This is a genomic window from Actinoplanes cyaneus, from assembly GCF_016862095.1.
Lineage (GTDB): Bacteria > Actinomycetota > Actinomycetes > Mycobacteriales > Micromonosporaceae > Actinoplanes > Actinoplanes cyaneus.
Genome location: NZ_BOMH01000080.1, coordinates 23,142 through 46,934 on the forward strand (window position 1 = coordinate 23,142; position 23,793 = coordinate 46,934).

Sequence of the window (23,793 nt, forward strand, 5' to 3'; positions counted from 1 at the left end):
CAGCTGGCGCGGCAGGCATCGCGGCGACGTGCGCGGCGGACGCCCGAAAAGGTGAGACCGAAGCAACCGGGACCGGAGCGGCGACCACGGGCGCGGCGCACCAGCCACACCACTGCTGGTCGCCCGGCACGTCACCTCCGCAGCAGTAGCAGAGGGTCTTCTCCATGGCCGCATCCCCCGGTCACCCCAAGTCACCGGAACGCTACCCGAATCGCCCTTATCGGTCAGCCGGTTCCACACCGGTCAGCCATTCGTATCCCGCCCACCCCGAGCAAGGGCTCGCGAACAGGCCCGCCTCGAGTCAGGAAGCGACGCGAGGCGCGCCCCCGGCTGGTGCTCACGGTGGTTGTTCGGGACGAACGACCACCGTGAGCACCAGCCCCACCCCGGCTCGAGCAGCAGCCCAGGTGGCAGGCCTCCGGCTGGTGCTCATGGTCGTTATGAGGCACGAATAACGACCATGAGCACCAGCCGGAACGTTGCGCCGCGCGGCGAGCCCGACCGGCAGCGGCCTCGCGGACGGGTCACGGGCGGGCGCCCGCGCCGGCGTGAGGTGTTGGGCGGATCTTGTGCTCTGACCGTGCCCACCCATGGAGGCCGCCCTGGAGGGTTTCGCGTTCTGGCCGGCCACGGCCTTGCGAAGCCCGGAAGGGTCCCCGCGGGAGCAGCGCAGAAGGACCACAGCGGAGATGGGACATGAAGATCTTGAACTTGATGGTGATCTTCGGTGTGCGCCCGCGGCTATCCCCAGACGCGCAGGAAGAACATGCCGAGGATGTCGAGCAGGTGCAGGATCAGCGGGTAACCGGTCGGGAACAGGCTGAAGACCAGCAGCAACAGGACGCCGATGTTCTTGTCCTCGAACCACAGACGCGTCCACTGCATGCCCGGGCCGGGTTTGCGCAGCGCGTTGTAGAGGATGCCGAAACCGTCCAGCGGCGGCATCGGGATCAGCGCGAGCAGGCCGAACGCCAGCAACCCGACGCCGAACGACAGGAGGGCCTGCTGGCCGTAGGGCAGGCCGGCGATGCCGTGCAGGATCTCGGCCACGGTCAGGAACCGGAAGAGGCCGGCGTCGGACTCGGTCAGGGCGAACGCGGCGACCAGGAGCTCGCCGGCGAGGATGCAGGCGACCGGGCCGGCGGCGAAGACTGCGGCGGCCCGGCCACGGCCGCGCCAGCGGGGGACGTCGTCGACGGTGAGCATCTTGCCCCAGCCCATGCCGCCGAGGGCCGCGCCGACCGCGCCGAACGGGTCGAGGTCGTGGCGGAAGCTCGGGGCGAGGCGGTCGCCGCGGTCGGCCAGCCCGACGGTACGCGCGGTGAACCGGATGGCGACGGCCCGGAGCATGACGCCGCACAGGAAGGAGACGACCAGCGCGACGAACGCGACCGGCGTCCCGAGCGCGAAGAGCAACCTATCCTCGTTCTGCCTTGGCGGCGATGACCTCACGAGCGAGCTGACGGTAGTTGCGGGCGCCCGAGGACGCCGGATCCAGCGTAGTGATCGGAGCGCCGGCCACGGTCGACTCCGGGAACTTCACCGTCTTCGTGATCACCGTCTGGTACACCTTGTCGCCGAACGCCTCCACGACGCGCTGCAGCACCTGGCGGCAGTGCGTGGTGCGGGAGTCGTACATGGTGGCGAGGATGCCCTCGAGCTCGAGGTCGAAGTTGAGCCGCTCGCGCACCTTGTCGATGGTGTCGAGGAGCAGGGCCACACCGCGCAGCGAGAAGAACTCGCACTCCAGCGGGATGAGCACGCCGTGCGCGATGGTCAGCGCGTTGATCGCCAGCAGGCCCAGCGAGGGCTGGCAGTCGATCAGGATGAAGTCGTATTCCTTGCGGACCGAGCGCAGCGCCCGGGCCAGCGCCATCTCCCGCGCGACCTCGTTGACCAGCTGGATCTCGGCGGCGGAGAGGTCGATGTTGGCCGGCAGCAAGTGCAGCCCTGCCACATTGGTCTTGATGATGACGTCCTCGGTGGCGACGTCGTCCTGCATGAGCAGGTTGTAGATGCTCAGGTCGAGGTTGTGCGGGTTGACCCCGAGGCCGACCGAACAGGCGCCCTGCGGGTCGAAGTCGACGAGCAGAACCTTCCGACCGTATTCCGCGAGCGCGGCGCCCAGGTTGATGGTGGTGGTCGTCTTGCCGACGCCACCCTTCTGGTTCGCCAGAGCGATGATCCGCGCCGGGCCGTGCCGATCGGTCGGCATGGGCTCGGGGATCGGACGGCGCATCGTGTACGCCGTGGGGTCGGCGGGACCGAGGTCAGCGCCCAGATCCAGGGAATTCTGCTGATCGCGGAGCGCTGTGGTCCAGGCTTCCGCACGGTCGCCGTTCCCTGCCATCGCCATCGCCCCCTCCCGACTCGAAGCCCGACTGTACGCCACACGTGCCGTCCCTCCGGGGTCAGCCGTTCGGCGTGTCGCACCTATGGATGCGTAGCTTCTAACGAGCGCGCGGATGAGAAGTCGCGTAGACCTCCCGCAGGCGCTCGACGGTCACCAGCGTATACACCTGTGTCGTGGTGACCGAGGCGTGTCCCAGCAGTTCCTGCACGACCCGCACGTCGGCGCCGCCGTCGAGCAGATGCGTGGCGTAGGAGTGACGCAGCGTGTGTGGACTGACCGCGTACGGACCGTCCACCGGGAGACCCGCCGCGATCGCGCAGCGGTGCAGGACGGTCCAGGCGCTCTGCCGGGAGAGCCGGCCGCCACGGGCGTTGAGGAAGATCGCCGGGGTGCCGCGCCCGTTCTCGGAGAGTGACGGTCGCGCCCGTACCAGATAGGCCTGCAGCGCGGCTTTGGCGTAACCGCCGACCGGGACGAGCCGGGTGCGCCCGCCCTTGCCGCGCAGCACCGCCCCGCTGTCCTCACCGAGGTCCAGGTCGTCGATGTCGGCGCCGACCGCCTCGGAGATCCGCGCCCCGGTGCCGTAGAGGAACTCCAGCAGCGCCCGGTCGCGCAGGCCCAGCGGCGAGTCCGTGGCCGGCGTCGCGAGCAGCCGCTCGACCTGACTCACGTCGAGGGCCTTGGGCAGCCGCTTCGGCGGGGCCGGCGGGTGCACGTCGGCGGAGACGTCGTGCGCGACCAGGCGCTCGCGGACGGCGAACCGGTGCAGGCCGCGCACCGCGCTGATCGCGCGCGCCGCGGACGAGGAGGCCAGACCGCTCTCGCGCAACGCGGCCAGGTGCCGGGTGACGTCGGCCGGGCGCACGTCGGCGAGCTCGGTGATCCCCGCCGCGGCGAGCTGCCCGGCGTAGCGGTCGAGATCACGCCGGTACGACGCGAGCGTGTTGCGGGACAGGCCACGCTCCACGCCGAGATGGTCGAGGTAAGCCGTTATCGCCCGATCGAGTGTCAGCTGAGCACCTCCGTCAGCGGGGTCACCGGCATGCCGTGCGCCTCGGCCACCGGCCCGTAGACCACGTGCCCGGCGTGCGTGTTCAGGCCCGCGGCCAGCGCCGGGTCGTTGCGCAGCGCGGCACGCCAGCCCCGGTTGGCCAGTTCCAGAGCGTACGGGAGAGTCACGTTGGTGAGCGCGTAGGTACTGGTGTGCGGCACGGCGCCGGGCATGTTCGCGACGCAGTAGAACATCGAGCCGTGCACCCGGTAGGTCGGGTCGTCGTGCGTGGTCGGCCGGGACGCCTCGAAGCAGCCGCCCTGGTCGATCGAGATGTCGACGAGCACGCTGCCCGGCTTCATCCGCTCGACGAGGTCGTTGGAGATCAGGGTCGGCGCTTTCGCACCCGGCACCAGCACCGCTCCGACGACCAGGTCCGCGTCGAGCACGGCCTTCTCGATCTCGTACGCGTTGGAGGCGATCGTCTGCAGGTGGCCGCGGTAGTCGGCGTCGGCGGCACGCAGCCGGGCGATGTTGCGGTCGAGCAGTTTCACCTCGCCCTGCATGCCGAGCGCGATCGCGGCCGCGTTCATCCCGGAGACGCCGGCCCCGATGACGACGACCTTCGCCGCGTAGACGCCGGGGACGCCGCCCATCAGCACCCCGCGCCCGCCGCCCTGGCGCATCAGGTGGTACGCCCCGACCTGCGGCGCGAGGCGTCCGGCCACCTCGGACATCGGGGCGAGCAGCGGCAGCGAGCGGTCCGGCAGCTCGACCGTCTCGTAGGCGATCCCGGTGACCCGCTTGTCGATCAGCGCGTCGGTGCACTCCTTGGAGGCGGCCAGGTGCAGGTAGGTGAAGAGCACCTGGCCCTCGCGCATCCGGTGGTACTCGCTGGCGACCGGCTCCTTGACCTTGAGGATCAGCTCGGCCTCGGCCCAGACCGCGTCGGCGTCCGGCAGGATCGTCGCGCCGGCGTCGCGGAAGTCCGTGTCGGTGATCGACGAGCCCATGCCGGCGGCGCTCTGCACGAACACCTGGTGCCCGGCGCGGGCGAACTCGAAGACCCCGGCCGGGGTGATCGCCACCCGGAACTCGTTGTTCTTGACCTCGCTGGGTACCCCGACCTGCACAGCACTCTCCCTGCGTCACCGCGACGTTGCGTTGCGCGATATGTCCTTATCCGCCGCAGACTACCCCGGTTCATACGCACTGATCCCCATGTCCGTCGTACGGCAGGGAACCGGTACGGTCGCCCGGTGACCGGCTTTCCCTGGCTTCTCGTCGACCAGAACATCGACGACGGCGACGCGGTGGTGGCGGCGTGCGCCGACATCGACGGCCTCTTCGCCGACCCGGGTGAGCTGCCGGTCGAGCGGTACACGCTGCTGGGCTGCGCCCCGGCCGGTGCACTACGCGCGGCCTGCGACGGCTTCGGCGCCACCTGGGTGGGCAATATCGGTCTGGAGACGATCCACCGGCCCGACTCCAAGCACCCCCGCGAGTGCTGGGAGTGCACCGAGGAACTCCTCGACCTGAGCGTGGTCGACGTGCGCCCGACCGGCTTCGGCGTCTTCGACGTCACCCTGGAGGGCCGGCTCCGGATCGACCCCGAGCACCGCAAACGCCGGCGCGGGCCGGACCGTGCGCCCGAGGCCGACGGGTACGTGCTGACCGGGATCACCGGCGAGGGCGAGGAGACGTTCGGCACCTGCCAGGACGTGACCGGGGTGTTCCGCCCCAGGCCGGAACGGCTGCCACGGCCCGCCACCCTGATCGGCTGCCGGCCCGAGCCGCGGCTGTCGCGGGCGATCGACGCGCTGCAGCGGGGCTCGGCACGGCACCGGCGGATGATCATCGCGTCGATCTACAGCGTGGCCGACGACGGGACCGCGACCCACATGCTGGACAGTGGACTGGGCGCCGAGGTGTCCGCGGTGCGGCCGTCGGTGCTCGGGGACGGCCTGCTCGACGTGACGTTCGAAAGCGCGTACGGGGATGCGATCAAAGGCGGACGTCCGAGCGGCGCCCGGGAGATCTGGGAACACTGGCGGGCGGGGCGGCCGACCGCGACGGGACTGTGGGCGGCGTACCCGGCGGCGCTGCGGCACGAGTGGGCCGGCGCGGCGCTCGCGCACCACCGGCCGGGGCCGGACCGGCCCTCCGGGCGGACATATCACCTGGACGGGCGACATGTCACCGACGAGGACGGGTTCTACTGCGCGATCGGCGAGGCGATCAACGGCCCGGGCGGCTACTTCGGCTGGAACGCCGGCGCGCTGCACGACTGCCTGCTCGGCGACTGGGGCGCGGCGCCCGGCTTCCGGCTGGTCTGGCACGACTCGGCGGTGGCCCGCAAGCATCTGGTGCCCGGTTACGACCGGCGCGACTTCTGCCCGGCCGTGACGATGGACCACCTGCTCGCCTGGCTCGCCGAGGACGGGGTCGACGTCGAGCTCCGCTGATCGGCGGGTGCCGTTCAAGTGATCCGGGCGCGCAGCGCGGCGACCCCGCTGCCGGTCAGCTCGTCCAGCACGACGGGCCGGCCGGTCAGCGCCAGCAGTAGCGCCTCCCCGCGGCCCCGGACGGTGAGCAACCCCTGGCCGCCCACCCAGTCCAGGTCCTCGGCGATGAATCGCAACCCGTCGAGCCGGCCACGCGGCACGAACGAGCCACGGGCCTTCGGGCTGAGCAGGAACTCCAGCGACGGCAGCATCCGTTCCGGGACCAGATCGCGGGTCAGCCCCAGCGGGCGGCAGATGTCCTGCCCGTGCACCTGCAGATCGGTGAGCTGCCCGAGCGGCACGACGATGCGCGGAGGGAAGATGAAGTCCGCGTTCAGCCGCAACTGCTGGGCGATCTCCTCCGCCGACAGGTCCACGGCCAGGTCACGGACCAGCTCGGCATTCGCGCGGTGCACCCGGAAGCCGTGCCGGACGATCGCCGGAACGATCCGGCGCGCCCCGAAGATCCACGGCGCGCACAGGTGCGCGGCGACCTCGTGCACCGTCCAGCCCTCGCACAGGCTCATCGTGTAGAGCTGGCTCGGCTTCAACGTCTCGATCAGCTCCGCCATACGGATTCGCTCATCGGCGATCATCGACACAAGGTCCACGATGGACAAGTTACCGTGTGGAACCGTCCCGCTACGCAAATGATCTCTCACAATCGAGCTGCGCCCATCGATCGACACCTACTCCCCGACGAAGATGCACAGCGTGTGGCCGGCCGGGTCGGCGTAGACGCGCAGCGGCTCCTCCGGGTCGTCGCTGCGGTCGAAGCGCAGCGTCGCGCCGAGGCTCAGCGCCCGCTCGTGCTGCCGGTTCAGCTCCTCGATCGAGCCGACGACGGTGTCCAGGTGCAACTGCTGCGGGACCGTCCCGTCCGGCCAGGTGGTCGGCTTCAGCCCCGGCTCCTGCTGGAACGCCAGCCGCACGCCACCGGCCCCGACGAGCACCAGCCAGTCCCGCCCCTTCACGTCGTCCTCCCCCGGCGCCGGGGGCTCGTCGCCGGGCCGGTATTCCAGCCCGAGCAGGTGACGGTAGAACTCGGCCAGCCGGCGTGCGTCCGGCGTGTCCAGCACGATCGACTGCAGTCTCGGAAAGCTCATGTCTCCTCCTGTCGTCAGGCGCGCCGAACCTACTACCCCGGTCCGGCGGAAACAGACGACCGGCCGGAGGATCAAACACCGCCCAGGCGGCCGGCGAGACGGTCGGCGGTGCGCGGGGTGCGCTCGATCCAGGCCATCACCGGGCGTACGGCCAGCGCGCACACCACGAACGCGGCGCCGATCACCCACCAGCCCCATCCGCCGCTGCCGATGACCAGCAGGGTGAGCCCGGCCGGCCCGGCCATCCGGGTCACCCCCTGCATCGAGCGGTCCAGCCCGGTGTAGACCCCGCGCTGCGCGGCCGGCGGAATCTCCACCTGGATGTGCCACTGCCCGGCGGAGATCCCCAGCTCGGTGGCGGTGAACAGCAGCACGGCGAGAAACAGCAGCGCCGCGGTCGGCCAGCCGTGGGTCGTCCCGGTGGCCGCCGCGATCGGGCAGGCGACGGCCGCGCACAGCGCCGCCACCCGGGTCAGCCGGATGACGCCCGGCATGGTGCCGGCACCCCGGGTGGCCCGGACCTGGAAGGCCACGGCCAGCACGGTGTTCAGCGCGACCAGCCCGCCGAGCACCGGTTTCGGCACGTCCGTACGGGTGATCACCCAGAGCGGGAGCACATCGTTCCAGAGGATGGTGTGCAGCCAGAGGAAGCCGTAGACGGCCGAACCCGCGGCGTACGGCACGTCCCGCAGCACCGTCCACGGGCTGGGCCGCGGATCGTCGGGCGCGAGGGCCGGCGCGACGGCCGGCATCCGGGTCACGCAGATCGCGTTGACCGCCGACACCCCGCTTGCGGTGAAGACCAGGAGCAGCAGCCCGAGCCGGGAGTCGAGGGCCAGCGCGCCGGCGCCGAGCCCGGCCCCGACCGTCCAGCCCACGTTGAGGTAGGCCCGGCTGAACGCCATCACCCGGACCCGGTTCTCCGGCGTGATCGCGGCCGCGGTGTAGACCACCCGGCCGCTGCTGGAGAGCGTGTCCGTCGCGGTCTGGATCACCATCAGCAGCAGGAACGGCCAGAAGCTGTGCGCCAGCGGGTAGGCCGCGAACGCCGCGGCCCGCGCCGCCGACCCGAGCGCCCAGGCCCGCCGGCCGCCCAGCACGTCGGCCAGGTGGCCGAGCGGCATCGAGCCGACCACCGCCACGGCACCGGCCACTGACAGGCCGATGCCGATCCGGACCGGGCTCAGGCCGACGTACACGCTGTAGAACACGACGCTGCCGGCCAGGAAGGTGCCGACGCCGACACCCCACAGGGCGTTCTGCACCGCGAGCATGCGGGGCAGTCCGGCCGGTGGGAGGACTTTTCCGATGGCTCCCCGCAAACCGATCATCGTGGACTATCGGACCATCAATCGGACGATCGATCAATGACTATGCCGCAGCGGCGAGGATCACGAGCAGCGGGACCACCCGCTCGCCGGGAATGGTGTATTGCCGGTCGGTGCCACGGGCGCGGCTGGCGATCTCCGGGGGGACATTAGGGGACGATCCCGATTGGCCGGTGGACGTCCCGGGCGAACGATGAATCGGTCCGCGTCACTGGATCCGAGGAGTCGCCGTGCAGCTGGCCGCCCTGATCACCGCGCTTGCCCTGACCGTCACCCCGGCGGGGCTCGCCCACCGGCCGCCGGGCCTGGACTGGGGTGACTGCGCCGACGACGTCCCGCGCTATCCACCGGACCGGCGGGTGGTGGTCTGCGCGACCCTGACACTGCCCGTGGACTGGGCGGACCCGCACGGGCCGACGTTCGGGATGGCGGTCGCGAAACGGTTCGCCACGGATCAGGACCACAAGGTGGGCGCGCTCGTCTTCGGGCCGGGCGGGCCGAGCGACTCGGGAGTGGAACGGGTCCGCAAGGGCGACCGGTTCAGCGACGAGCAAATGGCGCGGTTCGACATCGTGAGCTTCGATCCCCGTACCGTCCGCCGGACGGCCGCACCCACGTGCGCGCCGCGGCCGGATGCCCCGTCCTTCGTCCTGCGCGACCAGGCCGACTTCGACGACGCCGTGGCCACGAATCGCGCCTACTGGGCGCAGTGCGCCGCGACCAGCAAGGTCTTCGGGAACGCCGACTCGGTGACGCTCGCGAAGGATCTGGACGCGCTGCGGCAGGCGCTCGGCGAGCGGCGGCTGACGTTCCACGGCAGCTCCTACGGGACGCTGCTGGGTCAGATGTACGCGGAGCAGTTCCCCGGCCGGGTGCGCGCGATCGTGCTGGAGAGCGTCTTCGACCACGACCTGCCGCTGACCGCTTTCGTTCGCTCGGAGGCGGCCGGCGCGCAGGACGCGTTCGACGAGTTCGTGGCCTGGTGCGACCGGGTCACCACGGCCGAGTGCGTGCTGCACGGCACCGACGTCCGGGCCACCTGGCGCTCCATCCTGGAAAACGCGGACCAGGGCGGATACGCACCGTTGACCTCTTTCGAGGTCGCCGCGCTGCCGATGGCGCTGACTCCCCGGTGGCCCGCGCTGGCCGGGACGATCAAGGATCTGGCCGACGGGATCCCGCCGAAGGTTCCGCCGCTGGACGTGGCTGCCGGGGTGTTCTGCGCGGACTTCCCGGCGGACGTGCGCGACTTCCGGTCGTACCGGCAGCTGGTGGACATCGCCGGGAAGGCGGCGCCGGATGTCCGCTACGGAGCGGGGCTGCTCGCGGTCCGGACCTGTCTGGGCTGGTCACAGCCGGTCGCGAACCCTCCGCACCGCCTCCGGGTGCACACCTCGACGCCGCTGCTGGTGTTCAACGCGGTGCACGACCCGCGGACGCCCTACGCCTGGGCCCGGCACGTGGCGGCCGAGCTGGGGAGCAGCGGACGGCTGGTCACCTACCTGGGCTCGGGCCACGGGAAGTATCAGGCGAGCGACTGCACGGAGGCCGTGATCGACCGCTATCTGATCGATCTGACGGTGCCGCCGCCGGGCGCGTCCTGCCCGGCGGCGGACTGAAAACGATCAGCGAGCCCGCGCCGCAGCGAGCAGCCCGGCCACCGCTGCCGCATTGGTGATCTCCCCGCGGAAGATCATCGCGATCGCGTCGTCGAGGCTGACCCGGACGACCTCCAGGTCGGCCTCCTCGTCGTGCCGGTCGAAGCGCTCCGCGTCCGGCACCGGCGCCAGCTCACGTGCCAGATAGACCAGCACGTGCTCGGTGCTGAACCCGGGCGACGTGTGCAGCTCGACGAGCCTCTCCATCCGGCCGGCGGTGAGGTCGACCTCCTCGGCGAGCTCACGGGCCGCGGCCACCGCCGGGTCCTCGCCGTCGACGTCGCGCAGCCCGGCGGGCAGCTCCCAGATCCGCTTGCCGAGCGCGTGCCGGTACTGCTTGATCAGCACCACCCGGTCGTCGTCGTCGAGCGCGACCACGACGACCGCGCCCTTGTTGCGGACGACGTCGCGCTTGGCGGTCCCGCCGTCGGACATGGTCACCTCGTCGGTGACCACGTCGAAGATCGCCCCGCGGTAACGCTCGGTGGTCCCGACGACCTCGTGCTCGAAGCCCATCAAGAGGCCTCGACCGGCTCGACCGGCAGCTCGTCCGCGGCGTTGTAGACCACGGCGGCCTTGATCAGCCCGTCGAAGAGCGGGTGCGGCCGCGTCGGCCGGCTCTTCAGCTCCGGGTGCGCCTGGGTGGCCACGAAGTACGGGTGCGTCGCGCGGTCCAGCTCGATGAACTCGACGAGCCGCCCGTCCGGCGAGGTGCCGGAGAAGACCAGGCCGGACTGCGACAGCTTGTCGCGGTAGTCGTTGTTCACCTCGTAGCGGTGCCGGTGCCGCTCGGAGATCTCGGTCGCGCCGTAGACCTCGGCGACGATCGAGCCCTCCTTGAGCGTGGCCGGGTAGGCGCCGAGCCGCATGGTGCCGCCCATGTCGCCCTTGCCGGCCACGATGTCCTCCTGGTCGGCCATCGTGGAGATCACCGGGTACGCCGCGGTCTCGTCGAACTCCAGCGAGTTGGCGCCCGCGAGACCGGCGAGGTTGCGGGCCGCGTCGATGGTCATGCACTGCAGGCCGAGGCAAAGGCCGAGGATCGGGATGCCGTTCTCCCGCGCGAACCGCGAGGTGTTGACCTTGCCCTCGATGCCGCGCACGCCGAAGCCGCCCGGGATCACGATGCCGTCGACGCCCTTGAGCGCGGTCGCCGCGCCGGCCGGGGTCTCGCAGCTGTCGCTCGGCACCCACCGGATCTTGATCTTCACGGTGTTGCCGAAACCGGCCGCGCGGATCGCCTCGGTCACCGACAGGTAGGCGTCGGGCAGATCCACGTACTTGCCGACGAGCGCGATGGTGATCGTGCGCTTCGGGTGGTGCACGCGCTCCAGCAGGTCGTTCCAGGTCTTCCAGTTCACGTCCCGGAAGGACAGACCCAGCCTGCGTACGACGTACGCGTCCAGGCCCCCGTCGTGCAGCACCTTCGGGATGTCGTAGATGCTCGGCGCGTCCGGGCAGCCGATGACCGCCTCGACGTCGACGTCGCAGTAGAGCGCCAGCTTCTCCTTCATCTTCTCGGGGATCTCCCGGTCGCTGCGGCAGATCAGCGCATCCGGCTGGATGCCGATGTTGCGCAGCGCGGCCACCGAGTGCTGGGTCGGCTTGGTCTTGAGCTCACCGGACGGGGCGAGGTAGGGCACCAGCGACACGTGCAGGTAGAAGACCCGGTCCCGGCCGACCTCGTGCCGGACCTGACGGATCGCCTCCAGGAACGGCAGCGACTCCATGTCGCCGACCGTGCCGCCGACCTCGGTGATCACCACGTCGGGGACCAGGCCGTTCTCGTCCGGGTCGGCCATCGCGAAGATCCGGCTCTTGATCTCGTTCGTGATGTGCGGGATCACCTGAACGGTGTCGCCCAGGTACTCCCCGCGCCGCTCGCGGGCGATGACGGCCGAGTAGACCTGGCCGGTCGTGACGTTCGCCTTGCCGGAGAGGTCACGGTCCAGGAAGCGCTCGTAATGCCCGACGTCCAGGTCGGTCTCGGCGCCGTCCTCGGTGACGAAGACCTCACCGTGCTGGAACGGGTTCATCGTTCCGGGATCGACGTTCAGGTAGGGGTCGAGCTTCTGCATCACGACGCGGAGACCGCGGGCGGTGAGCAGGTTGCCGAGACTGGAGGCGGTGAGGCCCTTGCCCAGCGAGGAGGCGACGCCCCCGGTGACGAAGATGTGCCGAGTGTCACGCACTGTTGAGGCCAAAGCCCGCTCCCGTGGTCGCCTGTCAGGTGAAGAGTGCAGACCGGGGCTTCATCGCCCCATCCACGGGAGTTCACCGTAACACTGATTCCCAGGCCCGCCACGTTCGGGCTGCTCGGCGTGCGTGTTCCTACGATTTGGCATCGGTTTTGCGCCGCGTGCCGACTCAGCCGGGCGACTCGGTCACTGTCCGTTGATCCTCACCGACGTCACGGGACAAGGAATCGCCGCGGCCCTCACCCGCCGACAAGCCGCCATCGGCCTCACTCGGCGCCGAGCCACCATCGGTCTCGCCCGGCAACGGGCCGCCGTCGTCCTTGCGCAGCAACGGGCCGCCCGGGCCCTCGGTCTCCCCCGGCGGCAGGGTGCGGTCCGCGGCGTGCAGCAGCACCCGCAGCGCGGTCAGCACGGCGACCGGAACGGCGGTCGCGGCGGCCGCGCCGGCCACCCCGAGCGCGGTCCCGCCGAAGATCCCGGCGGTGAGCGACGCCACCACCGTGCCGGCGACCGCCGCGCGCAGCGCCGGATGCAGGCCGTACACCCGGCTCAGGCCACCCCACGGGGAGAACTGGCCGAACGCCAGCATCAGCGCCCCGGCCAGGGCCAGCAGGCTGAGCGGGCTGTCCACCAGCGCCTGCCCGTTCGCCGCGACGGCCCGCTGCATCGCCGGGCCCGCCGTACCGCTGGCCAGCGCGGTCAGGAACCGGCCCAGCGTGCCCTGCTCGAGGGCGGACCGGTGCAGGTCGAACGCGGCGAAGCTGACGGTCACCGCGATCGCGCCGACCGCCGCCCAGGCGACCCGCGCGAAGGTGAGCCAGCCGCCGGAGCTCATCGCCGCGGCCACGCACACCCCGGCGGTCACCGCTATCGCGCCGACCGGGTCCGCCCCCAGGTAGGGGCTGCCGACCATGACCACGCCGAGACCGCCGAAGAGCACCATCACCACGGGCCGCCACGTCTTGCCGACCCACTGGGCGAGGCAGCCCGCGCCGAGCAGCAGCGCGGCGACGAAGACGCCCAGGCCGACGCTGCCCAGGCCGGCGTACCGCACCCCGTGCGTGGCCGAGTAACCCGCCACACCGTTGAGCTGCAGCCGCGCGCCGGTCAGCAGGTCCACGCCGATCACGATGCCGCTCAGGGTCGCGGTCGCGCCCATCGGCCAGAGCGTCATCCGGTAGCGCGGGCCGAGGCGCACGGCGGCGGTGCCGAGCAGCATCAGCACGAACGTCGCGGCGCCGAACATCCAGGCCGGATGGTCGGCGCTCCACCACGGCGCCACGTCGGCGACCAGCGCCGCCGGGATCGCCAGGGCCGCCGCGATCAGGGCCGCCTCCAGCACCGCCACGAGCCGGCGCGGGGGCAGCGGCGGAGCGACCGGGCCGGCGTGCCGGCGGGCGCGCATCAGCACCGGCACGAGCGCGGCGAAGAGCAGCACCTGCACGCCGGCGAGGACCGTGAAGAAGATCGACGCGACCCCGTGCTGGGCGATCGCGCGCCGGTCGGCGTCGTTGCGCCCCTGCATGGCCGCGGCCGGGTCGGCTGTGCGGCCGGTCGAGACGGTCGCGGCGTACCCGGCGAAAAGCTTCTCCGGCGCCGCCTTGCCGAGCACCGCCAGCACCGTCGGCGCCAGGTCGACCAGTTGCAGATAGCCTTCGCGGCCGGTGCCGGCCGAGGTCAGCCAGCCGCCGTCCCAGCCCTCGCCCTCGGCGATCGCCACGTGCAGGCGGGAGGTGGTGTCGGTGTCCGCGACCCCGGCGATCAGCATCGTCGACCGCTCCGGGCGGGCCGCCAGCACGCGGGCCAGGACCGCGTCGGCGGCGGCGACAGCGGCCTCGCGCTCGGCGCCCGTGCCGGTGATCGTGCCCAGGTCGACGATGCTCAGCACGCACTCGGAGAGAAGTTCCCCCGGGTCGGCGGGGAGCGTCTCGGCGTACTGGTCGACGCGGCCGAACGGGCGGGCGGCGGCGACCGCGGCGTTCGGGCCGACCGCCACCGTGCAGCGGACCGACTCGGCCAGCGCGCCCGGAGTGGTGCCGTAGGGCAGCCGTTCCTGGTTCGTGCGCACCACCGTGTTCTGGTCGGTCACGCTCGCGCCGATCGCGTCCGGCCGGGTCACCGCCGGCGAGACCACCGGGCACTTCCCGGTCACCGCCCGGGTGTCCCACGCCGCGTAGTTGCCGGCGCCGAGCGTCAGCCAGCCGTCCGCCGGGCAGGTCACCTCGTGCGCCGAGCGCACCGACAGCCAGCCGGTCGAGCCCTTCGTCGCCTCCTGCCACAACGCCGGCGTGCGCCGCGCGTCGAGATCGTCCCAGCGCAGCCCGGCCGCCGCGGCGACCACCACGTAGTCGGCGGCGCCGCGCCGGTCCTGCCCCTCCGGGCGGATCGTGAGCCCGATCAGGCTGGCGATCGCGATCAGGACGACGAGCACGGACGGCACCCAGACAGCGGCGCGGCGCCCGCGTGGCGTGCCCGGTGGGCGGACCCGCCGGATGCGGTCGAGCCGGCCGCTCACGCCGCCACCTCCGCTGCGCTCCGGCATCGCCACGAGTAGGTCACCGAGCCGGACGATCTCTCGCTCATGAGGCGCTGACCTCGGCATAGGCGGCACGGACGGCGTTCACCACGTCGGTCTCCCCCGGCCAGCCGGCGGCTTGCGCGGGGCCGCGGGCGGCAAGGTCCGCTCGGAGATCAGAATCAGACAGGATTTCCCGTACGGCATGATCCAGCGCATCCAGGTCCCGCGGCGGAATCAGCACAGCCGCGTCCCCCACCAGCCCCGGCAGCCCGCCGACCGCCGTCGTGACCAGCGGCACCCCGGCCCGCAGCGCCTCCTGCGCGAACAGCTGCCGCGCCTCCCAGTCGCTGGTGACCACCGCCAGGTCCGCGCCGAGCAGCAGATCCGGCACGTCGCCGCGGTGCCCGAGCAGGTGGAAGGGAGCGTGCGTGCGTGACGCCCGCTGTGCCAGCGACATGTAGCTCGGGCCGGCACCGGCGACCACGATCACCGGGGCCGGGTCCAGCTCACGCCAGCGGGCGGCGGCGTCGACCAGCATGTCGTAGTTCTTCTGTGGGTGCAGCCGCCCGACCGACAGGATCAGCGGCGTGGTCGGCTTCACCCGGAACTCGGCGCGCACCGCCTGCCGGGTCCGTTTCGGCGGCCGCATCGTGGGCGCGGCGACCGGGCCGAGCCGGGCGTTGCGCGCGCCGACCGCGATCGCGCGCTCCACGAGATCCTCCGAGGCGCCGAGGGTGAGCGCGGCGTTGCGCACGACGATCCGCTCGACCAGCGCGCCCGCCTGACCACGAAGACCCTTCGCCAGTACGGCGTTGTGCCAGGTCACCACGAGCGGCACGCCCGTGCGGGCCAGTGCCGCCACGAACGCCGCCCGCAGCCCGTGCGCGTGGATCACGTCGGCGTCCCGCCCGGCGATCGCCCGGCGCAACGCCCGGACCGCCCCCGAGTCCTGCGGGCCGGGGTCGGCCGGAATCTCGACCGGCGCATACTCCACCCCGGCCGTGCTGAAGCCGTAGTGCTCGTCGTTGGCGGCCGGGCCACAGACCACGACCTTGCAGCCGGCCGCGACCAGGCCGCGGGCCAGCGAGAGGACGTGCCCGCCGGTGCCGCCGGTGGCGGAGCCGAGCACCAGCACGACCGAACCGCGCCACCCGTCGTCGCTGCTCACGACCGTCGTACCCCTTCCCGGACGGGTGTTCGCGTCCCCGTCGCCTCCCGGTTAACCCTCACACGTCCCCCGGCCCGGCAGACAACGGGGGCGACCGCGGCCCGGCCGTCTCACCGGCGCAGCCGCCGGGTCAGCGTGGTGACCAGCGGGAACAGATCGCGCCGGTCCAGCACGAACGCGACAGCGGCGAAGACCGCCGCGACCACGATCCCGCCGAGCACCCCCTCCACCAGGCTGCCCAGGATTCCCGGCTCCGGCCAGAACGCCGACCTCAGCCCGGTCACCACGGCCCAGCCGGCCAGGCCCGCGACCCCGGCCGCGACGGTCGCGGCGAGACTCGCCCGGCCCAGACCGGCCAGCGACTCCGGGCCCGCGTGCCGGCGCACCGCCAGCACCAGCAGCACCCCGGTCACCGTCATGCCCAGCGCATTCGCCAGGCCGAGCCCGGCCAGCTGCGTGCCACCGTCGCTGACCGCCGTGACGATCACGACCGCGATCCCGGCGCACAACCAGCCCACCCCCGCGGCGACCGCGGCCGCGACCGTCCCGCCACGGGCGTAGAGCGCCCGGGAGAGCAGCGCGAACAGCGCATAGCCGAGCAGGCCGGGCGCGAAACCGACGACGGCCGGCGCCGCTCCCCCGGCGTTCATCAGGTAGGTCGCGGGGACGGCCAGCCCACCGAGCGCGGCCATGCCCAGCCCGGCGAGCAGCACGATCGAGCGGGCCGTGCCGGACAGGGCCCCGGCGTACGCCCGCTCGTCCCGCCGGACCACCGCGTCCGCGAGCCGTGGGTAGACCGCCGTCGCCAGCGGCACCGCGAGCACCGCCCAGGGCAGCAGGAAGACGGTCTGCGCCCCGGTGTACCGGGCCAGCTGCTGCGCGCCGAGCGTGACCACCAGCGCCGCCACCACCTGCTGCGCGCCGACCGTGACCGCGCCCGCCCAGCCGAGCCGGACCGCCTGGCGGCCCTCGTCACCCGGGAACCGGAACCCCGGCCGCAGCCGCAACCGCAGCGGGCGCAGCGGAATCAGCAGGCAGAGGGTCAGCACGACGACGCCGAGCGTGGTGCCGGCGCTCAGCGTCAGCTCCCCGGCGCCGGTGAGGCCGGCGAAGTCGGTGCGCGCGCCGTCGATCCCGGCGTAGGTGAGGTACGCCGTCATCACCGTCAGGCTGGACAGCAGCGGCGCGATCACCGGCCAGGCGAACCGGTGGTGGGCCTGCAGCACGCCGGTCAGCACGATGCCGACGCCGTAGAGCGGCAGCTGCGGCGCGAAGACCCGCAACATCCGGGCGGCGATCTGCTGATGCTCGGGCGTCACGCCGTCCAGCAGCCCGGTGATCGGGCCCGCGGCCAGGGCGATGGCCACTGCCAGCGGGACGGTGAGCGCGAGCATCCAGGTGATCAGCGACGAGGTGATCCGGCTGACCCGCTGCCGGTCGCCGTCGGCCACCGCGCCCGCCAGCAGCGGGACCACCAGGCTGGCCAGGGCTCCACCGGCGACCAGCTCGAAGATGATGTTCGGGACGGTGTTGGCGGCGAAGTACAGGTCGGGGAGGTTGCCGTGGCCGCCCTCGCCGACGGTGTAGTAGAAGACCACGGTGCGGCCGAAGCCGGCGATCCGGGCGACGATCGTCAGAACCGTGATCAGCGCCGCCGCGCCCGCGATCCTGGCCGCCGCCCCGCCCGCACCACCGCCGACCCCGCGCGCCTCCACCACTCCCGCGGCGCTGCCCGACTCCTGCTCGCCCGCGGCCACGCTGCCCGCGTTCGCGGCGCCACTGGTCGGCACTCCCGCGGCCACGCTGCCCGTTTCCGACCGGCCCGGCGACGCGGAATCGCCCGATTTCTCCGTACGGCAAATGTCGGAAACCGCACCGGAAGCGGACCCGGCGGCCGACCGCCCACCGGCACCGCCCACAGCCCGATTTTGATCACTTTCGGTCTTCGGGCCCGTGCTCTGACCGGAAACGACACCCGCCCCGGCCGTCGGGGGCACCTCCGGGCCGGACGGCGACGCGGAAGCGGCGCCGGAGTCCTTCGCGGAGCTCACGCCGGACGGCGGCCGATCTCGTCGAGCCGGCGCAGCCACGGCGTGTCCTGGATGACCTTGGTGAAACTGATCTTCTCGCTCACCGCGGTGAGCCCGGCGATCACGGCCAGCGCGGTCAGCCGGCCGGAAGTGCCGGTCCGCGCGGTGTACGCCACCCCGAGCAGCGCCCCGAGCGCATTCGCCCCGGAGTCACCGAGCATGATCTCCTCGCCGAGGTCGGCCGGGAGCAGCGCGGCGCTCGCACCGAGCGTGCCCGCGGTCATCGACGCGTTCCGGCCCGCCAGCAGCGGCGCCCCGAGGACGAGACCGGCCTTCAGCGCGCGGCCGGGACGCAGGTCGAGCAGGTTGAGCAGGTTCGCGGCACCGGCCACGACGCCCGCGCCGAGGAGCACGTCGACGCCGCGGCCGACGACGCCGGTGCGGCGGCTGCCGATCAGCGCCGAAGCCACCAGCCCGGCCGCGCCCACCCCGCCGATCTTGACGAGGCCGCTGGTCACCCGGCCCTCGCGGAGCGCGCCGAGGTGACCGGCGAACCCCTTCGCGGTCTTCTGATCGGGACGGTTGCCGACGATGTCGTCGTAGAGGCCGACCGCGCCGCTGACCGCGCCGGCCGTCACCGCGGCGGCCGCGAGCCGGCCGGTCGCCGCGCCCGTGGCCGCGCCGATCGTGGCACCGGCGGCGAGCGCGGGACCACCGGCGAGCGTGACGGCCCGCCCGTGGAAGTTGGTCCGGCGCAGGGCCGCCGCGTTCGGATCGCGGCTCACCCAGCCGAGCACAGCACGCGCGACCAGGGCGCCGGTCCCGAGCGAACGCAGAAATGCCATGGCAGCAGAGTCTGCCTTACGGCGCCGCGGACGGCACCAGCGAGGTGGCGCCGGCGGCCAGTCCGTACTGCCCGATCTTGTTCTGCAGCAGCCGCTCGTGGGTTGCCATCGCGGTCGCCACCTGGCCCTGCACGGTGCTCGCGTTGTCCACCGTGGAGATCTCCTTGACCAGGGTCGGATCGCTGCGGATCTCGGCGACCAGGTTGTTGTCGCCGACGCTGGTGCCGGCCACCACCAGCGGGCGGTTGCGGTGCAGCTGGTTGGCCACGGTGACCGCGTTCTGCGTCTTCTTCGTGGCGTCCTTGTCGGTCGGCGGCGGGCCGGCGACCAGCACGATCATCTCGGCGCCACCGACCGACTTGTCGGCCACCGAGATGTAGCCCGGCTTGGAGAGCGTGGCCAGCACAGCGGTCACGTCGTCCGGGTTGATCACGGCCGAACCCTGCAGCAGGGTGAGCCCGAGCAGGGCGCTCGCGGTCTCCACCCCGTCGCTGTTGGACGGCAGCAGGGCCGCCGGGATCGTCGGCTGCGAGGACTGATCGGCGAGGTCGAGCAGCTCGTTCGCGTTGTTCGGGTCGACGAACTTGTCCTCCATCGTGATCCGGGCGGTGATCGTCGCGCCGGCCACGGTGAGCATCTTCGCCACGCCCTCCGCCGAGTCGGCCCCGCCGGGCAGCGCCACCACCGCGATCTTGCGGGTGGCGAGCTTGCCGGTCAGCACGTACGGAGCGGTCTCGTTGGCGAAGTCCTGGTTGCGGTTGAGCTCGTCCTTGTACTGGTTGACCTGGTCGCGCTTGGCGTTGTTGTCCTTGTTCAGCGCGGTGAGCTGGGCGCGGAGGTTCTCCGAGACCGGGCCGTTGAGCGCCGCGGTGCCGACCACCAGGCCGATCGCGAGCGCGAGGAAGACCGCGGTGAGCGACACCACGTGGTACCGGAAGTTGATCACGACGCCCTCAGAAAAGATTGCCCAGCGTAAAGACGAGATTGTCCCACCACTCGGACACCACGGTGAGATACGCCTTCCCCACCGTGGAGACTGCCACGGCCGCCGCCATGGCGGCCACCGCCGAGAGGACCAGCAGCAGCAGCGCCGAGCCGGAGATGTTCTGCCGGTAGAGCCGGCTGACGCCCTTCGCGTCGACCAGCTTGCCACCGACCTTGAGCCGGGTCAGGAACGTGGAGGCCATGCCACCGCGCCCCTTGTCCAGGAACTCGACGAGGTTCGCGTGGGTGCCGACCGCGACGATCAGGGACGCGCCCTTCTCGTCGGCGAGCAGCATCGCGAGATCCTCGCTGGTGGCCGCGGCCGGGAAGGTGAGCGCGTCGACGCCCAGGTTGCTGACCCGCTCGAGGCCGGGGGCGCGCCCGTCCGGATAGGCGTGCACGACCACCTCGGCGCCGCAGCGCAGCACGTCGTCGGTGACCGAGTCCATGTCCCCGATGATCATGTCGGGGGTGTAGCCGTTCTCCACCAGCGCGTCCGCGCCGCCGTCGACCCCGATCAGGACCGGTTTGTACTCCCGGATGTACGGCCGGAGGACATCCAGATCCTCCTTGTAGTCGTAACCCCGGACCACGATGAGCACGTGCCGCCCGCCGATGCGGGTCTGCACCTCCGGCACACCGACGCCGTCCAGGAGCAGGTCACGCTCCTGCTTCAGATAGTCCATGGTGTTCGCGGCGAACGCCTCGAGCTGGACGGACAGGCCGTCGCGCGCGTCGGCCATGGCCTTCGCGACAGTCTCCGCGTCCTGCCGGACCCCGGTGGCGACCGGCGTGCCGTCGAGCAGCACCTTGTCGCCCTCGATGCTGACGACCTGGCCCTCGCGCAGGCCGCCGAAGAGCTCCTCGCCGAGGTTGTCGACGAGCACCACGCCGCCCTGGATGAGCACCTCCGGGCCGAGGTTCGGATAGCGCCCCGAGATCGACGGCTTGGCGTTGAGCACCGCGATCACGCCGGAGGCCACCAGCGAATCGGCGGCGACCCGGTCCAGGTCGACGTGATCGATCACGGCGATCTCACCCGGCCGCAGACGGCCGGTCAGCCGTTTGGTGCGCCGGTCGAGCCGGGCCACGCCGGAGACCGGGCCCGCTTCGGTGGTGCGCACACGGCGCAAGGTGGGAAGTCGCATCCCGGCCATCCTGACACGCCGCTTCACGCGGCCCCCGTTAGACATGCTCTAACTCATGAACAAACCGGACTTATCATCCACGTTTCTCCCGCCCCGCCACGGCCAGCAATTCCTCCGCATGGGCGATACCCAGGTCCGAATCGGGCAGGCCCGCGAGCATCCGGGACAGCTCCCGCGCGCGCTCGGTCTCCTCCACGATCCGCACCCCGCTCGTCGTGATCGCCCCGCCGGTGTCCTTCGCCACCACCAGGTGACGATCGGCGAAAGCCGCGACCTGCGGCAGGTGCGTCACGACAAGCACCTGATGCGTACGGGCGAGACGCGCCAGCCGCCGCCCGATCTCGACCGCCGCGGTGCCACCCACACCGGAGTCCACCTCGTCGAAGACGAGCGTCGGCGGGCCGCCGGCCCCGGCGAACACCACCTCGATGGCGAGCATCACCCGGGACAGCTCACCACCGGAAGCGCCCTTCTGCAGCGGCAGCGACGGCGCGCCCGGGTGGGCCAGCAGGCGCAGCTCCACCTCGTCCGCCCCGTCCGGCCCGGCGCCCAACTCCTCGCCGTCGACGGTCACGGCCGGCTCGTCCCGCGACGGGGCATGGGTCAGCACCGCCACCTCGACCCGCGCGTGCGGCATCGCCAGCCCGGCCAGCTCGACGCTGACCGCCTCGGAGAACCGGACCGCCGCCTCGCGCCGCGCCGCGGTCAGCCGGCCCGCCAGCTCGCCGACCGTGGCGGCCAGGCGCTGACGCTCCTTGTCCAGCTCGTCCAGCAGCTCGTCGGACGAGTCCAGCTCGGTCAGGCGGGTCTTCGCGTTCTCCGCCCAGGCGATCACGCCGTCGATGTCGTCGGCATACTTCCGGGTCAGCGCGCGCAGCGCGGCCCGCCGCTCGTAGATAGCCTCCAGCCGGGCCGGATCCGCGTCCAGCTCGCCGAGATAGCTGGACAACTCCGAGGCGACGTCGCTGACCAGGGTCGCCGCCTCCTCCAGGCGCAGCGCCAGGTCGCCCAGCTTGCTGTCGACGCCGGACTGGCCCTCCAGCGTGCGGCGGGCGGTGCCGAGCAGCGTCGTCGCGTCCGGCGCGTCGTCGGCGACCTCCACCCCGGCGGCCAGCGCCTGGGCCGCCAGAGCCGCGGCGACCCGCAGGCCCTCGGCGTGCTCCAGCCGCTGCACCTCGTTGCGCAGGTCGTCGTCCTCGTTCGGCTGCGGGTCGACCCGGGTGATCTCGTCGAGGCCGAGCTTGAGCAGGTCCGCCTCCTGCGAGCGCTGGCGGGCGTTGCGCCGCCGGTCGGCCAGGTCCTCGACGACCCGGCGCCAGCGGGCGAACGCCTCGCGATAGCTGTCCAGCAGCTTCTCGTGCTCGGGACCGGCGAACCGGTCCAGCGCGGAACGCTGCTCGCTCGGGCGCAGCAGGCGCAGCTGGTCGGACTGACCGTGCACGGCCAGCACCTGCTCGCCCAGCTCGCTCAGGGTGGAGACCGGCATGCTGCGGCCGCCGACGTGCGCCCGGGACCGGCCCTCGGCGGTCACCGTGCGGCTCAGCAGCAGCGAGCCGTCGTCGTCGGTCTCGCCGCCGGCGTCGGTGATCCGGGTGCGGACCGCGTCGCCGAGCGTGCCCGCCAGTTTCAGCCGGCCCTCGACCACCGCACGACCCGGGTCGGCACGGACCCGGCCGGCGTCGGCCCGGCCGCCGAACAGCAGTCCGAGACCGGTCACGACCATCGTCTTGCCGGCGCCGGTCTCACCGGTGATCACGTTCATCCCCGCGGACAGCCGCAAGGTCGTGTCGTCGATGACGCCGAGCCCGGTGATGCGCAGTTCCTCCAGCACACGGCAGAGGGTAGTTGGCCCCTCCGACAAATGCCTACCGCGGGGGTTTCTGATCAGCGTCAATCGCCCCCGCGGAGGGCACCGGTCAGCGCCTGTTCCCCCGCCAGCCGACCACCGGCAGCTCGAACTTCGCCACCAGGGTGTCGGTGAACGGCCGCGGGGCCAGCCGGACCAGCCGGACCGGCAGTTGACCCCGCTCCACGGTCACCATCGAGCCCGGCGGCAGGTCCCAGGTGCGGCGACCGTCACAGCAGAGCACGGCGAACGACGTGTACGGGTCGACGGTCAGTTTGAACGTGGACGTCGGCGCGGTCACCAGCGGCTTGCTGAACAACGCGTGCGCGCTGATCGGCACCAGCAGCAGCGCCTCCACCTCGGGCCAGACCACCGGGCCACCGGCCGAGAACGCGTACGCCGTCGACCCTGTCGGTGTGGCGCACACCACACCGTCGCAGCCGTAGCGGGACAGCGGCCGGCCGTCCACGTCGACCATCAGCTCGAGCATCTGGGCCCGCTGGCCCTTCTCCACGGTCACCTCGTTGAGCGCCCACGACTCGGCGATCAGGCGGCCGTCATACTCCGCGCGGACGTCCAGGGTGAGCCGCTCGTCCACGGTGTAGTCACCGGAGACGATCTCCCGGACCGCCTCGTCGATGTGGTCGATCTCGGCCTCGGCGAGGAAGCCGACCTTGCCCAGGTTGATCCCGAGCAGCGGCGCCTTCACCGGCCGGGCCAGCTCCGCCGCGCGCAGGAACGTGCCGTCACCGCCGAGCGCCAGCACGATCTCGATGTCCTCGGCCGCCTCCTGGTCGTCGACCGGGCGCACCCCGTCGGGCAGGTCCAGGTCGGCCACCTCGTCGGCGATGATCCGGACCTCGAAGCCGGCGGCGAGCAGATCATGCGCGACAGTGCGGGCGTGCTGCGCACTCTGCCTGCGCCCGGTGTGCGTCACCAGCAGAGCCGAGCGAGTCATGTGTCCTCCTGAAGGGCCGTCGGCTGGTCTGCCCGCACCGCCGCGGGCTCCGGACGTTCGTGCTCGTGCTCACCCGCGGACCCGGCCGCCGCCGCGGTCCCCGGGCCGTCGTGCTTCCGCTCACCGGCGCGCTCAGCCGCCGCCGCGGCCCCCGGATC

At 72.2% G+C, this 23,793-nt stretch carries 19 protein-coding genes; 2 read left to right on the forward strand and 17 right to left on the reverse strand.

The window, feature by feature from the left end:
* Nucleotides 1–741: 741 nt before the first annotated feature.
* The 4 genes from Acy02nite_RS42470 to ald all read right to left on the reverse strand — a co-directional run bounded on the left by Acy02nite_RS42470 (nt 742) and on the right by ald (nt 4,477).
* Nucleotides 742–1,416, reverse strand: coding sequence for a hypothetical protein (locus Acy02nite_RS42470; protein ID WP_203754859.1), 675 nt, complete (start codon nt 1,414–1,416; stop codon nt 742–744).
* A gap of 1 nt (nt 1,417) precedes the next feature.
* Nucleotides 1,418–2,350: a ParA family protein gene (locus Acy02nite_RS42475; protein WP_203754910.1), complete on the reverse strand. Its 933-nt coding sequence runs from the start codon at nt 2,348–2,350 to the stop codon at nt 1,418–1,420.
* A 100-nt stretch (nt 2,351–2,450) separates the two neighbouring features.
* Nucleotides 2,451–3,365: a site-specific tyrosine recombinase XerD gene (gene xerD, locus Acy02nite_RS42480; RefSeq protein WP_203754913.1), complete on the reverse strand. Its 915-nt coding sequence runs from the start codon at nt 3,363–3,365 to the stop codon at nt 2,451–2,453.
* Nucleotides 3,362–4,477, reverse strand: a complete 1,116-nt coding sequence (gene ald / locus Acy02nite_RS42485) for an alanine dehydrogenase (protein ID WP_203754861.1) — start codon at nt 4,475–4,477, stop codon at nt 3,362–3,364. The genes xerD and ald overlap by 4 nt, the downstream gene beginning before the upstream one ends.
* A 126-nt stretch (nt 4,478–4,603) precedes the next feature.
* On the opposite strand from ald, the gene Acy02nite_RS42490 reads away from it, so the two are divergent.
* Entirely contained in the window at nt 4,604–5,809 is a 1,206-nt protein-coding gene (locus tag Acy02nite_RS42490) for a barstar family protein (protein WP_203754863.1), read from the forward strand.
* 14 nt (nt 5,810–5,823) lie between these two features.
* Here Acy02nite_RS42490 and Acy02nite_RS42495 read toward each other — a convergent pair whose 3' ends face one another.
* The 3 genes from Acy02nite_RS42495 to Acy02nite_RS42505 all read right to left on the reverse strand — a co-directional run bounded on the left by Acy02nite_RS42495 (nt 5,824) and on the right by Acy02nite_RS42505 (nt 8,228).
* Nucleotides 5,824–6,459 carry a maleylpyruvate isomerase family mycothiol-dependent enzyme gene (locus Acy02nite_RS42495; protein ID WP_203754865.1) on the reverse strand — a complete coding sequence of 212 codons (636 nt, stop codon included), beginning with the start codon at nt 6,457–6,459 and terminating at the stop codon, nt 5,824–5,826.
* 78 nt (nt 6,460–6,537) lie between these two features.
* Nucleotides 6,538–6,954 carry a VOC family protein gene (locus Acy02nite_RS42500; protein WP_203754867.1) on the reverse strand — a complete coding sequence of 139 codons (417 nt, stop codon included), beginning with the start codon at nt 6,952–6,954 and terminating at the stop codon, nt 6,538–6,540.
* Between the two features lie 71 nt (nt 6,955–7,025).
* Nucleotides 7,026–8,228, reverse strand: coding sequence for an MFS transporter (locus tag Acy02nite_RS42505; protein WP_203754869.1), 1,203 nt, complete (start codon nt 8,226–8,228; stop codon nt 7,026–7,028).
* Between the two features lie 284 nt (nt 8,229–8,512).
* On the opposite strand from Acy02nite_RS42505, the gene Acy02nite_RS42510 reads away from it, so the two are divergent.
* Nucleotides 8,513–9,901: an alpha/beta hydrolase gene (locus Acy02nite_RS42510; protein ID WP_203754871.1), complete on the forward strand. Its 1,389-nt coding sequence runs from the start codon at nt 8,513–8,515 to the stop codon at nt 9,899–9,901.
* Between the two features lie 6 nt (nt 9,902–9,907).
* Here Acy02nite_RS42510 and Acy02nite_RS42515 read toward each other — a convergent pair whose 3' ends face one another.
* The 10 genes from Acy02nite_RS42515 to Acy02nite_RS42560 all read right to left on the reverse strand — a co-directional run bounded on the left by Acy02nite_RS42515 (nt 9,908) and on the right by Acy02nite_RS42560 (nt 23,635).
* Nucleotides 9,908–10,456 (reverse strand): NUDIX domain-containing protein, encoded by a 549-nt coding sequence (locus tag Acy02nite_RS42515; RefSeq protein ID WP_203754874.1) that lies wholly within the window; start codon nt 10,454–10,456, stop codon nt 9,908–9,910.
* The gene (gene pyrG, locus Acy02nite_RS42520; RefSeq protein WP_203754877.1) at nt 10,456–12,144 is read right to left on the reverse strand and encodes a CTP synthase; all 1,689 of its coding nucleotides are present in this window, start codon (nt 12,142–12,144) and stop codon (nt 10,456–10,458) included. Before pyrG ends, Acy02nite_RS42515 begins: the two co-directional genes overlap by 1 nt.
* Nucleotides 12,145–12,307: 163 nt before the next feature.
* The gene (locus tag Acy02nite_RS42525; protein WP_438820874.1) at nt 12,308–14,653 is read right to left on the reverse strand and encodes a hypothetical protein; all 2,346 of its coding nucleotides are present in this window, start codon (nt 14,651–14,653) and stop codon (nt 12,308–12,310) included.
* A gap of 64 nt (nt 14,654–14,717) precedes the next feature.
* On the reverse strand, nt 14,718–15,824 hold the full coding sequence (locus Acy02nite_RS42530; protein ID WP_203754880.1) for a glycosyltransferase family 4 protein: 1,107 nt from the start codon (nt 15,822–15,824) through the stop codon (nt 14,718–14,720).
* 110 nt (nt 15,825–15,934) lie between these two features.
* A complete protein-coding gene (gene murJ, locus Acy02nite_RS42535) occupies nt 15,935–17,539 on the reverse strand; it encodes a murein biosynthesis integral membrane protein MurJ (protein WP_203754915.1) in 1,605 nt (534 codons plus the stop codon).
* Between the two features lie 332 nt (nt 17,540–17,871).
* On the reverse strand, nt 17,872–18,699 hold the full coding sequence (locus Acy02nite_RS42540) for a hypothetical protein (RefSeq protein ID WP_203754883.1): 828 nt from the start codon (nt 18,697–18,699) through the stop codon (nt 17,872–17,874).
* Nucleotides 18,700–18,715: 16 nt separating this feature from the next.
* Nucleotides 18,716–19,645: a copper transporter gene (locus Acy02nite_RS42545; RefSeq protein ID WP_203754886.1), complete on the reverse strand. Its 930-nt coding sequence runs from the start codon at nt 19,643–19,645 to the stop codon at nt 18,716–18,718.
* 7 nt (nt 19,646–19,652) lie between these two features.
* Nucleotides 19,653–20,831 (reverse strand): putative cytokinetic ring protein SteA, encoded by a 1,179-nt coding sequence (steA, locus tag Acy02nite_RS42550; RefSeq protein ID WP_203754888.1) that lies wholly within the window; start codon nt 20,829–20,831, stop codon nt 19,653–19,655.
* Between the two features lie 73 nt (nt 20,832–20,904).
* A complete protein-coding gene (gene recN, locus Acy02nite_RS42555) occupies nt 20,905–22,662 on the reverse strand; it encodes a DNA repair protein RecN (protein ID WP_203754890.1) in 1,758 nt (585 codons plus the stop codon).
* Between the two features lie 85 nt (nt 22,663–22,747).
* Complete coding sequence (locus tag Acy02nite_RS42560; protein WP_203754892.1) at nt 22,748–23,635, reverse strand: NAD kinase; 888 nt, start codon at nt 23,633–23,635, stop codon at nt 22,748–22,750.
* Nucleotides 23,636–23,793: the final 158 nt, after the last annotated feature.